10 protein-coding genes are annotated in these 16,427 nt (G+C 60.0%); 7 read left to right on the forward strand and 3 right to left on the reverse strand.

The window, feature by feature from the left end:
- Positions 1-433: 433 nt before the first annotated feature.
- Together NZK35_RS01580 and NZK35_RS01585 are read left to right on the forward strand one after the other, a co-directional pair.
- On the forward strand, positions 434-2,629 hold the full coding sequence (locus tag NZK35_RS01580) for a vWA domain-containing protein (RefSeq protein WP_259630844.1): 2,196 nt from the start codon (positions 434-436) through the stop codon (positions 2,627-2,629).
- Positions 2,626-3,441, forward strand: coding sequence for a hypothetical protein (locus NZK35_RS01585; RefSeq protein WP_259630845.1), 816 nt, complete (start codon positions 2,626-2,628; stop codon positions 3,439-3,441). Before NZK35_RS01580 ends, NZK35_RS01585 begins: the two co-directional genes overlap by 4 nt.
- 8 nt (positions 3,442-3,449) lie before the next feature.
- On the opposite strand, the gene NZK35_RS01590 is transcribed toward NZK35_RS01585, so the two are convergent.
- Entirely contained in the window at positions 3,450-4,265 is an 816-nt protein-coding gene (locus NZK35_RS01590; RefSeq protein WP_259630846.1) for a TlpA disulfide reductase family protein, read from the reverse strand.
- Between the two features lie 210 nt (positions 4,266-4,475).
- On the opposite strand from NZK35_RS01590, the gene NZK35_RS01595 reads away from it, so the two are divergent.
- The 5 genes from NZK35_RS01595 (at position 4,476) to NZK35_RS01615 (ending at position 13,664) form a co-directional block, all read left to right on the forward strand.
- The gene (locus NZK35_RS01595) at positions 4,476-5,114 is read left to right on the forward strand and encodes a sigma-70 family RNA polymerase sigma factor (RefSeq protein ID WP_259630847.1); all 639 of its coding nucleotides are present in this window, start codon (positions 4,476-4,478) and stop codon (positions 5,112-5,114) included.
- Between the two features lie 289 nt (positions 5,115-5,403).
- Entirely contained in the window at positions 5,404-7,590 is a 2,187-nt protein-coding gene (locus NZK35_RS01600; protein ID WP_259630848.1) for a serine/threonine-protein kinase, read from the forward strand.
- Between the two features lie 203 nt (positions 7,591-7,793).
- Positions 7,794-10,091, forward strand: a complete 2,298-nt coding sequence (locus NZK35_RS01605) for a sensor histidine kinase (RefSeq protein WP_259630849.1) — start codon at positions 7,794-7,796, stop codon at positions 10,089-10,091.
- 22 nt (positions 10,092-10,113) lie between these two features.
- Entirely contained in the window at positions 10,114-12,141 is a 2,028-nt protein-coding gene (locus tag NZK35_RS01610) for a putative bifunctional diguanylate cyclase/phosphodiesterase (RefSeq protein ID WP_259630850.1), read from the forward strand.
- A 119-nt stretch (positions 12,142-12,260) separates the two neighbouring features.
- Positions 12,261-13,664: a sulfatase gene (locus NZK35_RS01615; protein ID WP_259630851.1), complete on the forward strand. Its 1,404-nt coding sequence runs from the start codon at positions 12,261-12,263 to the stop codon at positions 13,662-13,664.
- On the opposite strand, the gene NZK35_RS01620 is transcribed toward NZK35_RS01615, so the two are convergent.
- Both NZK35_RS01620 and NZK35_RS01625 read right to left on the reverse strand, forming a co-directional pair.
- Entirely contained in the window at positions 13,634-14,683 is a 1,050-nt protein-coding gene (locus NZK35_RS01620; protein WP_259630852.1) for a hypothetical protein, read from the reverse strand. The two genes, NZK35_RS01615 and NZK35_RS01620, sit on opposite strands and share 31 nt — an antisense overlap.
- A 60-nt stretch (positions 14,684-14,743) precedes the next feature.
- Complete coding sequence (locus NZK35_RS01625) at positions 14,744-16,261, reverse strand: hypothetical protein (protein WP_259630853.1); 1,518 nt, start codon at positions 16,259-16,261, stop codon at positions 14,744-14,746.
- Positions 16,262-16,427: the final 166 nt, after the last annotated feature.

The following is a 16,427-nucleotide window of genomic DNA, read 5'->3' on the forward strand; positions in this document are numbered from 1 at the left end:
CGCCAGCGTCCGGGCCTCTCTCATGGACATTGACTTAGCGGTATTGGTCCAAAGCGGAGCGCCATCAGACGTCCTACACACATCAGGTGAGCGAATCTGTCAGCAGATCAGGAGCATTTTTGCACACTTTTTATTTTTCTCAGAACGAGCCAAGGTTCGGCGAGAGCGGAAAAGTGTTCGTTTCGCCAGAGGAGTGTACAAAGATCGAGGGCTGACGACGGTTGCGTCGGGTTTGGCGGTCAAGATTTGACAACGCCCCTTGGATTCGCCACGCTAACGTTCGTAGGCGGCGTGAAGTCATCTCTTATTCATCTTATCACTCGTCTGCCGAAGGACGGATCACGGCGCTGTTGGTTTGGCGCGGTGGGCTGATTGCTGGATTGAAGTCTCTCACGTTGCTGATTGTTCAAAGGACCGGATCGAGGCACCCGAAATGGCTTCAGCTCGGAAACGATGGCTGACCGACGGACTTGATCTCGGCTCGGATGACCGTGAATCCTTGCCGATCGATTTTCCGCCCCCGATTCCTGGCGAACGACGCGCCGCGGCCGATTCGGTGATCTTCCGTGGTTCGCCGCCGGTTTCTGGCCGGATTTCGTACACCAACGACGGCGACGCCGACAGCGTACGAATGTTTCCGACGTTGGATCAGATTCAAACCGCGCGGCGAATGGCGGAGACCGGGAGCCGCCAAAGATCGGCCGGCTGGTTCGGCTCGATCATCGTTCACGCGGCGATCGTGCTGCTCGTTGCCTTTCTGATCGTCCCGGCGGATTTTGGGGGCGACAGGACGCAAGTCTTGGTGATGACGCTCAACGACGATCGACCGGAAATTCCGATTCCGATGATGCTGGTCGAGGAAACGGCGGCCGACGACTCCTCGTTGCTGAGCGAGCTGGAGCCGGAAGCGGAGATGCTTGAGCCGGTTGATGTTTCGTTGGACGTGGCTCGTCCGGTCATCAAACTCTCCGGTTTGAAATCCAAGCCCGGCCAATCCGTCGGCACTGTCAGTGGCGGATCGCGCGGTTCGTTTTTCGGCATCGAAGCGGTCGGACAAGAGTTTGTCTACATCGTCGATCGATCGGGAAGCATGAACGGGGTCCGCTATCGACGCGCGATCGAAGAATTGAAGCGTTCGGTTCGTGAACTGCGGGAGGACCAAAAATTCTTTGTGGTGCTGTTTAGCAGTTCCAGCACGCCGATGTTTCAGGGGTCTCGATCGATGGCGATGATGGAGGCGACTGCGGAGAACAAAGACAGGCTGGAAGCTTGGTTGGCGACGATCGGTGCCGGCGGTGGGACCAATCCCAATTCCTCGCTGCGGACCGCGCTGAGGATGAAGCCGAGTGCGGTGTTCATGCTGTCCGACGGAGAATTCAGCGACACGAAGACCAATAAGCGGGGCAGTTTATTGAACGCCGGCGGAGACGCCTTTTCGATCGTCCAAGCCTCCGGCGGTTCGATCCCGATTCACGCGATCGCCTTTGAAGATCCGCGCAGTTGCAAGAACATGAAGCGTCTGGCCGAGCTGACCGGCGGTGAGTACCGGTTTGTCAACGCGTCCGGCAGGACGCAGACGCAATTGATCGCCGACGCCAAGACGATGGTCGGTCAGCCGAAGGACAAGGCGAGGGCGGGGCGTCTGCGCCAGTTGAGCCACCAATTCGGGTCGCATCAGGTGTCCGGCAGCGCCAAACAAACCTACGCCGAGATGTTGGTCGATGAATTCGAGAACACCTATGGCGACATCGGCCAACTGGAGTCGATCGTCAGCGTTCCTCCCTTGGATGAATTGTTCGGATTACTCGAAGCATTGGTCCATACCGACCCCCGCCGTCTCGCGATTGCGTCTTTGCAGGACAAGGTCGCCGCGGAACTCTCGCGACGATTGCACGATTCTGATGCGTCCGTGGTCGAATCCACCTGTGATGCCATCGTGCGTTGGCGGGGTTCGGTTGCGGCGACCAGCGTGTTGGACCAGGTTGCCGATCATCTGGGAACGCTGAACCGAGATTCACCCGAAAAGGTCCCCGAAAAAGCATTTGGGCGATTGCAATTGGTCAAGCGAATCCATCCGCGGTCCAAGGTCGTTGCGGTGTGCCAGATGGTGTGTGATCAGATTCGTGATCAGATCATCGGAGAGTCCAACGTGATGCTCCAACGGGGTGACGTGGCGGCGGCGATTGGGAAGCTACGCGAGGCGAGGTCGGGGCAGTCGGATCCGACCCTCAGATCCCTCACCGATACGGTGCTGCGTGATTTGACGATGAAACAATTGGTCGCGGCACGGGACGCATCGATGCGGCGTGATCGTGACCTGAAGGATGCCATCAACGAGCAGTTGGAGTTGGGGTTCGGTGATGATCCGCTGCTCGACCGGTTGCGCAAGGAACGCATCAGTTGTGAATTGAACGCCCGGCGGATGCTGTTGCAAGTCGGCAGCGAGAACGCGTATGCGGGACTCAAGCTGAAACGACAACAGCTCGAGGCCATCGTCCGGCGCTATCCCGATGCGCTCGCCACCCGCCAAGCGAAAGCCCAATTGGATCAACTGCCCAAATGGGAAGCCGCCGTGGAGAAACAGGAAGCGGAGTTGATTCGGAAGATGGACGACACGCAACGCCGATGAGCGAACCCTCGCAGCGCAGACGTCCGCTTCGTCGAATCGTTCTCGGCGGCGTCCTGGCGATCCACGTCTTGATCTACTGGTCGTTTGGGTTCGCATCGCGGTCGTCTGATGACGTTCACCGGGTGATCGCGATCGGCGTGATGCTCGGTCAGTGTTCGTTGGCGGTGATCCTGGCGACGATGTTTGGGTCAGGCAAACTCGCCCGAATCGCGATCGCGTGCAGTGCCGCTCTGGCGTGTTGGTACGGGATTTCGACGGTCTTCTACTGGGGACTCGGTGAACCCGGCGCCGCGTGGTGGGCGATCGCAATCACCGCGCAGACGATCGTGTGTTCGGTGGGGATGGAGGTGATCGAGCGTAAAAGAAGTCATTCCTCAACTTTGTCGGCGAATGCCTTGGAGTCGGGAAGCACTCCGTTTCAGTTTCCCATCCGATCTTTGATCGTGCTGACGACCATGGCAGCGATCGGGTTCGCAGTGGTCGATTTTGGTCAGCGGCGGGGTTGGTGGTCGACCGAATCGTTGAACGTCCAGGAAGGCATCATGATGGTGGGGATCGGGTTCATTGTTGGCGTCACCGCACTGCTGTGCGTGTTCGCCTTGGCGTCGCCGAAGAGGCATGTGGTTGCCGCACGTCTGGTCGCGGTTGCCGGATCGGTGCTGCTACTGGCATCCTTGGTGCAATGGGGAGCCGTGCAAGCGGGAATGGACCGGTCTGCCGATCCCACCCTGGCCGTCGTGCTGCTGGAGACCCAAGCGGCGTGTATCGTGCTCACGTTGGGCATTGTCAACCGCGTGTCGGGGGCACGGTGATCGCCGGATCACCCGGCCAGTTTTTCGACAAACGGGATGATGTCGGTTTCATAGGAGAAACCCACGGTGTCGCCGGCATCGACAAACTGTTTGACCAATTTTCCATCGGCGTCAAAAACCAGCACGGCGGGAATCGAAGGAATCCCGACGGTTGCAAACACGTCATCGCTCGGCGTCTTGCACAGGTAGTTTTCAAAGTCGGCGCCCATCGCAGCAAGGAACGCGGCGACCTTTTCCGAATAGTATTCCGGCGGACGCGATTTTCGCCCGTCGTAGTCCACCGACACGCCGATGCAGACCACGTCGTCGGACATGGATTTGCTGAGCCGGACGAGGCCGGGGAATTCCTTGACGCAGGGTTCGCAAACGGTGGACCAGAGGTCGACGACGGTGATTTTTCCGGTCGCTTTTGCGTGGGATTCGATCGCCGGCCAGGCTGCCAATTGCAGGTCCACGCCGCTGTCACTTTGCCCGGCATTGTCAGCCGATTCGGCCGACGGGGGGGCGGGGTCGAGATCGGGCATTTCAATGCCGCCGGCCCCCGGTTGGGTCGGTCCGCCGGATTCGGGCTGTCCTGGGGTCGAGGGGGCGTCGGTTGGATTGCCGATTTCGACGGCTTGATCGGGAAGCTGTATCCCGGAGCCGGCAGCCGGCACCGCCGGCGTCTGAGACGTGGACATCGCCGGTGCCGCAGGGGTGGTTGATTCGCCGGCGTTCTCGCTGGCAGCCGATTCGCCGGCGCCGACCGAGGCCGGTTCGGGCGGCGGGTTGTCGCTCGGCTCGCCGCCGCAGCCGACGACGAGGGCGGTTGCGAAGACGACCAAAAGACGGGACAGCTTCCGAGCCCGTTGTCTCAAAGGCCTTGGATCGGTGTGACGCATGGACATCGTTGAAGTCTGCCGAAGTTGGGGAGGGAAGGACGGTGAAGAGGCGAAAAATCGGCGACGAACAGGCTCCGTTGGCTTTGGGACCACCATTCTTCAGATAAACTGTCTCGCATCCGCCGAGCACCAACATTGTCCAGAATTTGATTGATGACCGCAACTGATGGAGACATGTCGACGACCGAATTAGTGGTCGCATCCAAAGCCGGCGACAATTCGGCGTTGGGGCATTTGCTGGAACAGTATCGCGGATACTTGTTGATGCTCGCGCATCGCAATTTGTCCGAACAGCTTCGCCGCCGTGTCGATCCGGGGGACATCGTTCAAATCACTTTTTTGGAAGCAAAACGCGACTTGCATTCATTTCGCGGCGATTCGCCGGGAGAGTTCGCCGCCTGGTTGCGCGGAATGCTGAAAAACAACGTCGCCACGGCCGTGACGCGTCACGTGATGACGCAAAAGCGGAGTATTCGACGCGAAGTCAATGCCGATGCGAAAGCGGGAAACGATTCCGGCGGTGCACCCTGGATCGCGCAGTTGCCCGGCAGCACCACCAGCCCATCCGGTGTGGTGATCAAGGAGGAAACCGCCATCGCTCTACTGGAAGCGTTGCATCAATTGCCCGAAACACAGGCCGAAGCGATCCGAATGCGTTACATGGAAGGTTTGCCGCTGGCAATCATTGTCGAGCGGATGGGGAAATCCGACACCGCCGTCGCCGGCTTGTTAAAAAGAGGTCTGCAAAAGTTGCGAACGATCATTGATCCGAGGAACAATCCGTACATGTAGGTCCGAAAGCGGCCGGGCATTCCGACGCTGCCCGAGGCCTTACGGCCAGCGGCTCACCATTGACTCAGCAGATCCCGACTCAATCGACAACCCGCCAGCCGTCCGGTTTAAGCTTGAAAACACCGTGAAAGACCGGAGGGCTCGCGCCCTACCGCTAACAAAAAACACCCCGATTGGTTTCAAAGTGCGTGGCTTTGGGGGCGCGCCCCCCGCCACGGTGATTGCGGCCCCTGATGGTGGTCGATGTGAAGACGCCACTCCTTCCCCAGATCCTTCGTCCGACTATTCCATGCCCGTTCCGTCCGAAGCCGACGATCCGATCGACGAAGCGTTCGCAGCCTATCTGCGTTCGTGCGATGAAGGATCCGTCGGATCGCGGGAAGAGTTCTTGGCACAGTTTCCCGAGATGGCCGAGGAACTGAAAAGTTTGATGGACGCAGCCGACGCGATTCATCGTTTCACCGGGGCAAGCGTCCCGGAATCGGGCGAAGTCGCTCAAGCGGCGGCCGCCGCGGACACTGTCGATGTGATGCTCGCCGGCCCCGACGATTCCGGCGACGACCCTGCCGCGACACTTCCCGAGGCACATCGTCCCAAAGGCGATCCGGGACCGACGCTGCCTTACACGCTCGGCGACTATGAACTGTTGGAGGTGATCGGTCGCGGTGGGATGGGCGTGGTGTATCGGGCGACCCAACGCATGCTCAATCGAACCGTGGCGGTCAAAATGATTCGCGGCGGAATGCTGGCCTGTGAGAACGATGTGCGGCGGTTTTATACCGAAGCCCAGGCCGCCGCCCGGCTGCACCATCCGGGAATCGTGCCCGTCTATCAATTCGGTCATGAAGCCGGTCATCACTTCTTTTCGATGGCGTTGATCGAAGGGACCGATCTGCAACGCAAGATCAACGACGGCGAGCTGCCGATCGAAGATGCCGCCCGATACGTACGTGACGTCGCGCGGGCATTGGAACATGCCCATCAGAACGACTTGCTGCATCGCGACATGAAGCCCGCCAATATTTTGATCGATCAAAAGGATCGGGTGCACATCACCGACTTCGGCTTGGCCAAGAATCTGAGCACCGACAGCAGCGTGACCGGCAGCGGGGCCGCCGTGGGCACGCCCAATTACATGGCCCCCGAGCAGGCGGGGGGGCACAGTGATCGTGCCACGCGGCAAAGTGACGTGTATTCACTCGGCGCGATTCTGTTTGCCTGTGTCACCGGGCGGCCACCGCTGGTCGGCGACACGGTCATGGAGACGTTGATGCAGGTCGTGCACGAGCCGCCGCCGGCGATGCGTTCGTTTCGCAGCAACGTGCCGACGGACTTGGAGACGATTGTCGCCAAGTGTCTCGAAAAGGAACCTCGCAAGCGTTATCAATCAGCCGGAGACCTCGCCGAAGATCTGGATGCGTTCATGGAGGGCCGGCCGATTCTGGCACGGCCCCGTGGGCGGTTGCTGAAAATGTGGCACTGGGTGGCGGGCGTCCCCTTGGTCGGCGCCTTGATCGGTCGCAAAATCGTGCGGACCTCACCAGGCCACCGTCGTTTCCAAGCCGCGATGCTGTTGCTGTTGGCCCTGTCGCCATTCCTGTTTGTCATCGGGGCGATGCTCTGGAGTCACCATATCGAAGCGATGCCGCAATCGGTGACGCTCGCCGGCGGGCTGGATCAAGGCACCTACAATCGCGTCTCGCAGGCGCTCGCCGATCGGTTGGAACGATCCGCCGGAGTGGCGACACGTGTTGTCGCCAGCGGTGGGTCGCTGGACAACCGCCAACGATTGATCACCCGAGAGGTCCAATTGGCACCGATGCAGGCCTCGGCGATCAGCGGTGACGATCTGTGTGTCATCGCACCATTATTTTATGAAGCGGCCCATCTGCTTGTCCGCGCCCCCGAACTGTTGGAACACCAAGATTCCTTCGGCTTGCAGTTTCTGGCCGGACAGCGAATCGCGGTCGGTCCGATCGGCAGCGGATCGCGTCGCGCCGCGGACATGATTCTCGACTCGCTGGAACTTCCCGCCGACGTCACGCCGCGTGAAGTCATCGCATGGGAACAGTTGCAATCGCCCGACGCACCCGATGTCGCACTGATCTGTGTCGGGCGTGGCAGTGAGCTGGTTTCCCAATTGCTGCGGCGCGACTGGCGGTTGTTTGCGATCCCGCAGGGCATCACGATTTCCATGCAACACCCGACCTTGCGGACGATCACGATCGGCCAAACGGATTACCCGACCGCCGACATCCCCGAGGGGGGGCTGGCGACGGTCGGCACCACCGCCTTCTTGGTCACCCGCCGGGATGCTCCCTCGGCCCTGGTGCAAACCACGCTGGAATTGCTCTACCAATCGCCGCGTCTGTTCGTCGACCTGATCCCCAGGGAGCGCGCCGCCGAATGGCAGGGATTGGATCTCCATCACGCCGCACGAGGCTACTTCGAATCGCTCGACATCGAATCGCGATGAGGGCCTCACAGCCCCCGCCTTGTCTGGTGTCACCGGAGCCGAATGAAGGCAAGGGGCTCGGCGGGCGAGCGTCATGATCGGTCCAGTCGACAGGATCGGTCCCCACCATTCCCCTCCGGTCTGGTTCGTCGAATCGTGCGGGGCCAGTTTCAAATTGCGAAACCTAGGGTTGCCTGAGTCTTCGGTCCCCAGGAATCCACCGCATGTCGACGCGATCACCTTTGTCACACGATCCACCCACAGCCGACGAGCCCTCAACGGGTGTCGCATCGGATGGGGCCGGTGAGACAATCCGTGAAGCCACCCGCGAGGCAGCCCCGGGACCTGCCGATGTCGCGCGTACCGGTGCAGGGCGTCGGGAAGTCGAGACGCGTTCGGACGAGACCGCGGCGACGAAAAAAGACAAACGCTCGGCGCGGGATTCACCCGGCCGAGACGGCACGTCAGGCGATCGCGACGATTCGATCCCGACGCTTTCTGCAAGTCAATTTGAGAGCGAGCATTCCCAATCACTCCGCAGCAAATTGGTCTTGGCACTCGCGCTGATGTTGGGCGTGGTGGTCAGCATCGATGAAATTGTCCGACAAAAAGTCATCGCGCCGGAATTTGCCAACCTGGAACGCGTCGCCGCACTCAAGGACACCAATCGAGTCCTCTCAGCGATCAACACCGAAGTCGAATTCCTTTCCGAAACGGCGGCCCAAGACGCGATCCGAATCGAACTCCACCTCCGGACACAGAACGGAGGCGATCCTGCCGAACAGCTTGCCACCGCGTTGCCGCTGGGGATGCTCGGGCAGGGCAAACGTGTCGAGTGGGCTGCGATCACCCGTCCCGACGGGCGTTGGACGTGGCTGGCGACAACCGCGCCCGACTCGGCGAACGAGACGCTCTCGACACGGCCCGACGTGGCCGACCTTTTGTTCCCGGGGATCGTGGAGCGGGTCGCGGCTCAGCGAGACGAACCGAGCGGCTCGGACGATGCGGATACGGTTCGCGGGATGACTCGCGGCAGTGACGGCCAGTTGTACTTGTTCGCCGCCGTTCCACTGCACCATCACACCAACGGATCGTCACCTCGCAACACCCGCGGTGATACGGATTGGCAGGCATCGGCGTCCTACTACGTCGTCGGCCGCCGGTTCGGTGATGCGGTGATGACAGATCTTCAGCAACGGACCAGCGTCCTGTTCTCCGTTCGGCCCCTGCTGCACGACACAGCGTTGAATCAGTCCATCGAGGTGGAACCGACCGACAGTTCTCTGCTATGTGTCCGATGGCCGCTGTTGAGTCCGTCCGGCAGCCCGTTGGCTGAACTGACCGTTCATTTGCCACGCGAGGTCACCAGTCGCAGCAATCGGACCACCGCCTTCGCCCGCTATCTTTCACTGTGCGGGGCGTGTGCATCGCTGTTGCTACTGCTGCTGTTGCTGCAACGGATCGTCATCGGGCGAATCGAAAGAATTCGTGAGCACACCGAACAGATTGCACGCACCGGGATCATTTCCGAAGCGACCAGCGTGCCGGTATTGCGAGTTGCCGGTCATGACGAGATCGGGCAGTTGGCCCAGTCCTTCGATCGGATGCGGACACGATTGGGCGACGCCCAGCGACGTCTCTCCGACGCATCGCATGCGGCGGGGATGAGTTTGGTGGCCGACACGGTGATTCATAACGTCGGGAATGTGCTGACGAACGTCAACAGCCTGATCGAAACCGCGACGCGGCGTGTGGAAAGCTTGCGGATCGAACCGCTCGAGAAGCTCGCTTCCCGGTTGCGACAGGATGACGTCGACGTCGCCCTGCAGCGCGCGACGCCGGATTATCTGCAGCGTTTGAGCGCGACCTTAGAAGACGACAAAGACGATTTGGCTGCTCTGCTGCAAACGCTCAATGACAACGTTCAGCACATTCATCAAGTGATTCGTGACCAGCGGCGACATGCCAACCAGCCGATCAAATGGGCCCACCTGGATGTCAACGGTGTGATCGCCGAGGCGGTCCGGTGCAGTCAGGCTCGGTTGGAAAAGGACAACGTCTCGGTCGACTTCAATCGGGAGGATGAGGTTCGCATCTGGACCGATCGATCGCTGTTGCTGCAAATTCTGATCAACGTCATCACCAACGCCGGAAACGCCACACAGGACATTCGTCACCGCCAACCGACGCTCACGATTGATCTGATCCGCACCAAATCGACCGTCCAGCTTCGATTCCGCGACAACGGTTGCGGGATGGACCAAGCGACACTGGCGCGCGTCTTTGATGCCCATTTTACGACCCGCCAGTCGGGGAGCGGCCTGGGGTTGCATTTCTGCGCGATCGCAATGAAACGAATCGGCGGCGCCATTCACGCCGAAAGCGACGGTCCCGACCGGGGGGCCACTTTCATCCTTGAGGTGCCGGTCGTCAAACCATCCGACGAAAGTGACCCCGGGCAATCCAGCCAAGACCGCGATCTGGTCGGCACCGCCACCGGATTTACCGGCAGCCATCGATGAAGGGAAATCACGGAGAGAATAGATGACAGACTTTGAAACGGAACGCCGCGTTCTGATCATTGATGACCAATCACAGATTCACGAAACGTTTGCGCGAATCTTTCAGTGCGATCAACGCAGTGAGCATGAATTGGATGATTTCGAAGCGCGTTTCCTGTTGGATGATTCCGAACCGCAAGACCGTCAGCCATCCAGTGCACCGGTCTTCGCGCTGACGCATGCCTACAGCGGCGAAGAAGGCGTCTATGAAGTCCAAAAATCGGTCGACGCGGGAGAGCGGTTTTCCGTCGCCTTTGTCGACATGCGGATGCCCCGGGGAATGGACGGATTGGCGACCATCCGCCGGCTGTGGCGAATCGATGCCGATTTGCAAGTCGTGATCTGCACCGCCTACAGCGATCACACCTGGGACGATATCGTTCGCAGCCTCGGCTACAGCGACAAGTTGTTGCTGCTGCGCAAACCGTTTGAACATGACGAAGCCCGCCAACTGGCTTTGGCGCTCAGTGAGAAATACCGTCTCTCGATCCGCCAGGAAGAGAAGCTTGAATTGCTCAAGAGCGAAGTGAATCGGCGTCGCAAAGCGGAATCAGAGCTGAGAGACATGGCGCACCGGGATGCGCTCACCGCGCTTCCCAACCGCCCGTTCTTGATCGAAAAACTGGAACAAGTCCTCGCCAATCAGGGGCCGCGAAGACGCTCGCATGACGCGCTGCTGTTTCTCGATCTGGATAATTTCAAAATCATCAACGACAGCCTCGGGCACGAGGCGGGTGACGACCTGCTCAATCAGGTCGCCGTCCGGCTTCAGGAATGCGTGCGAGATCACGATACCGCCTCCCGCTGCAGCGATTCGGTTGAAACCGGCAATGATGCGGCCGGCGATGAAACGATCCGCTTGGGGGGCGATGAGTTCGTCGTGCTGCTGGAACGGTTGGCCCATCGCGACGACGCCTTGTTGGTCGCCCGCCGCATCGTCCAGCGGATCTGTGAACCCTTTTCGCTCGGTGATCGGCTGGTCACCGTCGGGACCAGTGTCGGAGTCGCCTTCATCGATGACTCGCTGGCCGACGGCCACGAAGCCCTTCGCAACGCCGATACCGCGATGTATCAGGCCAAAAACTCCGGCAAAGGCCAGATCGCCGTGTTCGACCAAACCATGCACGATGCGGTCGTCGCCCGGCATGAACTGGAAGCACAGCTTCGCGTCGCGCTGCGGGAAGAAAAATTTGAGCTGCGATATCAACCGATCGTGAATCTGAAGACCTGCCAGATTCAAGGCGTCGAAGTTCTGTCGCGATGGCGCGGTGACGATGGAGAATACGTGCCCCCGAGCGAATTTGTGCCGGTGGCCGAAGAGATCGGATTGATCAACCATTTCGGCGAATGGGTGCTGGAACGATCGATGCGTGAATTCAGCGCCATGATGGCGTCGTTTGAGGATCAGCAGCGACCGCAAGTCTATCTGGGCGTCAATATCTCACGACGCCAGCTCGCCGATCCCTTTTTCATCGATCGACTACAAGCCATCATCGATCGCACGCGGTTCAAGTGGTCCTTGAAACTGGAGATGTCCGAAAACGGTGATACCCGTCACAACGAACGGTCGCTGCAAACGATGTTGGATCTGCACCAAAGCGGTGTCGGGATTCACATCGACGATTTCGGCAAAGGCAACTCGTCGCTGACCTGCTTTCACGACTATCCGATCGAAACCGTGAAGATCGATCGCACGTTCACCGCGTCGATTACGATCGACCATGGGCATGCGATCATCACCCAGGCCATCGTTCAACTGGCGCACCACCTGATGGCAAACATCGTCTGCCAGGGCGTCGAGTCGGCGCAGCAATTGAATTTGCTGCAACAGTGGGGATGCGACCTCGCCCAAGGCTACATCTTTGCGCCGCCGCTGGATATCGTCGAGCTGGAACGATTGCTGATCACACCCGGTGAAAGCGACGGGATCAGGATTCTAAAGTCCACGGTCCCGGCCCCCGTCACGATGCCCGGCAGTCCGACCGGCGGGATTCAACTGCCCACCCGGTGAACGTGCGCTGTCGTTCACGCCGGGCGTGACGATCGGCATGCACAGCATGCCTGACACGTCTTGGGTTACAATCGCGGGATGATCGATCTGTATCGCTCCAGCCCGCAAAAACCACGACAATGATCCCAAGATTGCTCTTCGCTTGCCTTGCCACACTGACCATCGCGGCAGGCATCGCTGCCGCCCAGCCGCCACGTGAAATCAAAAACGTCGTGATGATCGTCGCGGACGATCTCAAGGCGAGCGTGCTGGGGTGTTATGGCGACAAGGTCTGCGCGACACCCAACCTGGACCGCCTGGCCCGCAACGGAATGGTCTTCCAACGCGCTTATTGTCAGGGCACGTGGTGTTTGCCGTCGCGAATCTCTTTCATGTTCGGCCGCTATCGCGACCAAGAAAATGTTTCCCTGGGACAACACCTGCAAACCCACGGATTCAGCAGCACGCGTGTCGGCAAGATCTTTCACATGCGTGTCCCGGGCGACATCATCGCCGGGACCGACGGCCAGGACCATCCGGCGTGTTGGTCGGCGCGGTTTAATTCGCCCGGACCGGAGGCTCACACGCCGGGTGAGTACGCGTGTTTGAATCTGAACATCGTGACGCGTGACTTGGAGAATCGGCAATCGACTCGAATGCCCCACCGCATGTTTGTTTCGGTCAAGGGCGATGCCGATGGAACCGAGCAACCGGATTACAAATCGGCCAGCAAAGCGATTGAGCTCTTGAAGCAGTCTCCAGATCGCCCGTTCTTTCTCGCCGTCGGGTTGGTGCGACCGCATTACCCGATGGTTGCCCCGAGCGAGTATTTTGAGCCGTATCCCATTGAACGGATTGAAATGCCGGCCAACTGGCAGGACGACACCGATGACATTCCGAAGCTGGGGATCGCCAAGACCAATAACCGCAAGAACTCGATCGGAAACGATCCCGACAACCAGAAACGCATGTGGGCCGCCTACTACGCCAGCGTGACCTTCATGGATCATCAGGTCGGCCGAATCCTGGACGCCCTTGAGGATTCACCCCATCGCGATCAGACGGCCGTGATCTTCACCAGCGATCACGGTTACCATCTGGGGGAGCATGGGTTCTGGCAGAAAAGCAACCTGCACGAAGAAGTGATTCGCGTTCCGTTGCTGATCGACGCCCCGGGCATGCCATCCGGGCAAACCGAATCGCTCGCCGAGTTGGTTGATCTGTACCCGACGATCTGTGAGTTGGTCGGTGTGCCGGTCGCGGCGGCCGCCGAGGGAACGAGCTTGATGCCGGTGCTCGCCGACTCAACCGCCCGCGTCAAATCCGAAGCGTTCTCGTTTCAAAACGGAACGTCGATTCGTACCGACCGTTGGCACATGATGCGTTACAACGACGACAGCGAAGAGCTCTACGACATGCACAACGACCCCGGTGAAACGACCAACCTGGCGAACCGAGCTCAATACGCCGAGCTGCTCAAGGGGTTGCGGGAACGTTTGCGCGAGCGAGCCGATCACTTCACCGATCGAAAGACCCAACGATAGTTCAGGGGTTCGGGCATGTTGTACTTGTCCAAGATGTACGCTTGCTCGTTAGGGTTGTCGAACGAAGGCATGCCGAATCGGATCTTGTCTTCGGTCTGACTCATCGCGTCGCCAGGCCGAAAGAAATTCAATTGCAACGCCTTGCGACGGTACGGTGCGTCATCGCCTTCCCCGTCTTGCTGGAACGCGTTGGTCAGTCCCGAAACGTACAGCGAGACGTAATCGACATTCGGATTGACATCTATCCAGGTCAGAATACCCCAGACACCGGGGGCACTCTCGTCGCTGGAAAGCGGAATCCGTTGGCGAGTGATTTCGACGCTGTTGAAGAGCGGTGCGGTGATCTGTTCTCGTGCGGCGATCATTTCCTTGGCGCTGGGGATGATCCGGTCCAGGTACTCTTGGCCGCTGACATGATCTTTCAGCGTGACCAGGGGAAAGAAGCGTCGCGAGTCGTAGGAGACCGATTCGAGCCGTTGATACAGTTTGGAACCGCCCACTTCATCGGCCGCCGGTCGCAAATCGCCGCCCCGGTACCGCACCCGATAGACCATGTACCAAACCAGTTTGCGTTGCAGTTTGCCGTTGCCGACGGGCACATCGACATACATTTGACGCAGCGGTTTGAACGCAAACTCGAGACAATAGATCTCGCGCCGCAAGACGACCTGCTTGGCCATTTCGACCAACGTGCGCGAGCGGGGATCGAAATGCGGCGCGCCGTTTTCGAACGTCGGCGCCTTCCACTCCAGTTCGGGATGGGCGCTGAGAAACGTCTTCAGCGTCAGCGGGCCGTCAAAGGTTTCTTCGGGGCTGGCATCTCCGGGGACGATGGTCACCACGCCGGGGGCGAACTGGGTCACCTGCTCGCTGGTGGCGTCTTGGGCTTGGCCGTCTGTTTGGGCGTTTGCGTGGGGGCAGCGAACCGCCGCCAGACAAACCAGCATCGATCCCAACAGCACCGTAGCGCGGTGCGGAGTCAGCCGCACGGGCGTGAATTGATTATCAGCAAGGCTCATGTCAGGAACTCGGTCAGAGAGTTTGGATTAGCAGATCGATCTTCGGCGGCCGGCGTTGGCCTACTTCAAATCACTGGAACTGAGGGTTTCGGTGTCATCGGTCGGGGGGCGGCTGGCGATCTCCCGATCGGCTGTGGGCTCTCCGGCGATCGATTTTTCGTCAGCCGGCTTTCGGTCGTGGATTTCCGAGGGGTCGAGAAATCGCAGGGAATCGGCGAGTTGGGCGTCATTGCCGGCAAACGCTTCCAGCTTGTCGGCCGACAGCGTGAACGTGGCTTGAACTCGGCGTCCATCGTCATCGGAGAAATGCATCATAATCCATCGAATCGGGACGCCTTGGGTTTCTCCGTCAACGACGACGCGCAAAACCTGTAATCCTTGCGCACTGACGCGCTGATCCCCCTCCACCAGCCGCGTCAACTTTTCGCCGAGCGTCTGGCGGACGGCCGCCTCAAATGCCTCCAACGTCCACCGTTTGCCTTCGGGCAGCTGGACCAGCGGGCGTAGATTGCATTGGGCGATACTAAGATCATGGTCGATCATTCGCATCACCGCCGAACCGGGGGCGTCACTAATCATTCGCCATTTGCGGTCCATCATCGTCCCGACCTCCAGCTGCCGGCTTTGCAGCTCGACGTACATCCGCTCCTGAGGGAGCGGCTGGTCAAACTCGATCACCGCCCGCTCGGCCGACAACGCCACCGGTTGCGCCATCGGGCGACGCACCATGCGGATGGTGGCCGAGATGTCGAATCCGGGTTCGGCGCGGCTGATTTCGCGGGTCTCGTGGATCGCCAGCGCCAGCCAGGTGCAGGTGTTGGCGCCGCGGTCGAATGTCATTTTGCCGATCAGACGCAGCCGGGTGCCGACGCCATCGATCGAACCCTCGATGTCGCCTTCGAGTTTGAAACGCACCGCGTCCTCGGCAACCCCGACGACCGTGCTTTCCACCCGGCCGCTGTCGACCGAGGTGAGATTCAAAACCGAGCACAAGGCGTCCGAATCGATCTCATAGCGGTCTCCCTCGATCACGCTTTCGCCCGGCAAGAAACGGTCCACCGAGACGCTGGAGACGGGGGATTTGAGCAGCGAAAGCTCGCCGTGGGTGAAGAAGTTGTCCGGCGAATAGATCGACTCGGGCAGCGATTCGCGTCGCACGATCGCGTGTCGCATCGAGTTTCGCAGATCCTGCTCGCTGGATGTCTTGTTCAGCACGCTCTTGTTGGATGCGGTGTGGTAATACCGCTCGGCGGCAACCACCTCGGACGACGCGTCCGCATCGGCCGGACGCCGATAACGCTCTTCGTAGTCCAGAACCGCCTGGGACGTGATCGGGAACGTTTGACGCGTCTCTTTGGACGCGATCGCGTTGTCGGAAACCCTGACGTTTCCTTTGACGTCCATCTCGATCCGCACCCGCATCAATTCCTGGGGCGCCGCGGCGATGGTTGCCGATCCGGTCGAAACGATCGCCGCCCGGCTGGGGGGGGCGAGCGACGCCGATGCGATCGCGAGGGAGCTGGCGAGAAAAGAGCGACGATTGGCGTTGGCGTCGTTGCTGAGCATCTGAAAGTCCATTTCGGTGGGCAGTCCGGAAACGGCGGATCGACCCTTGCGGCACGCAGCGCGGCGGCTCGGGGGATCGCCTGTCTCGCAATGATCGACCGTCTGCCGCGAGGCGGTTCAGCCGAATTCCACCGCTCGGGACGATTCCGGGGGCAGTTCCCGGGCCCCAAAGGTGTGT

The sequence above is a fragment of the Stieleria sedimenti genome (assembly GCF_025060895.1).
Lineage (GTDB): Bacteria > Planctomycetota > Planctomycetia > Pirellulales > Pirellulaceae > Stieleria > Stieleria sedimenti.

Coding starts and splice junctions, on each gene's coding strand:
- NZK35_RS01600 (WP_259630848.1), top strand. CDS start 5,404: ATGCCCGTTCCGTCCGAAGCCGACGATCCGATCGACGAAGCGTTCGCA.
- NZK35_RS01580 (WP_259630844.1), top strand. CDS start 434: ATGGCTTCAGCTCGGAAACGATGGCTGACCGACGGACTTGATCTCGGC.
- NZK35_RS01595 (WP_259630847.1), top strand. CDS start 4,476: ATGACCGCAACTGATGGAGACATGTCGACGACCGAATTAGTGGTCGCA.
- NZK35_RS01610 (WP_259630850.1), top strand. CDS start 10,114: ATGACAGACTTTGAAACGGAACGCCGCGTTCTGATCATTGATGACCAA.
- NZK35_RS01620 (WP_259630852.1), bottom strand. CDS start 14,683: ATGAGCCTTGCTGATAATCAATTCACGCCCGTGCGGCTGACTCCGCAC.
- NZK35_RS01605 (WP_259630849.1), top strand. CDS start 7,794: ATGTCGACGCGATCACCTTTGTCACACGATCCACCCACAGCCGACGAG.
- NZK35_RS01585 (WP_259630845.1), top strand. CDS start 2,626: ATGAGCGAACCCTCGCAGCGCAGACGTCCGCTTCGTCGAATCGTTCTC.
- NZK35_RS01615 (WP_259630851.1), top strand. CDS start 12,261: ATGATCCCAAGATTGCTCTTCGCTTGCCTTGCCACACTGACCATCGCG.
- NZK35_RS01625 (WP_259630853.1), bottom strand. CDS start 16,261: ATGGACTTTCAGATGCTCAGCAACGACGCCAACGCCAATCGTCGCTCT.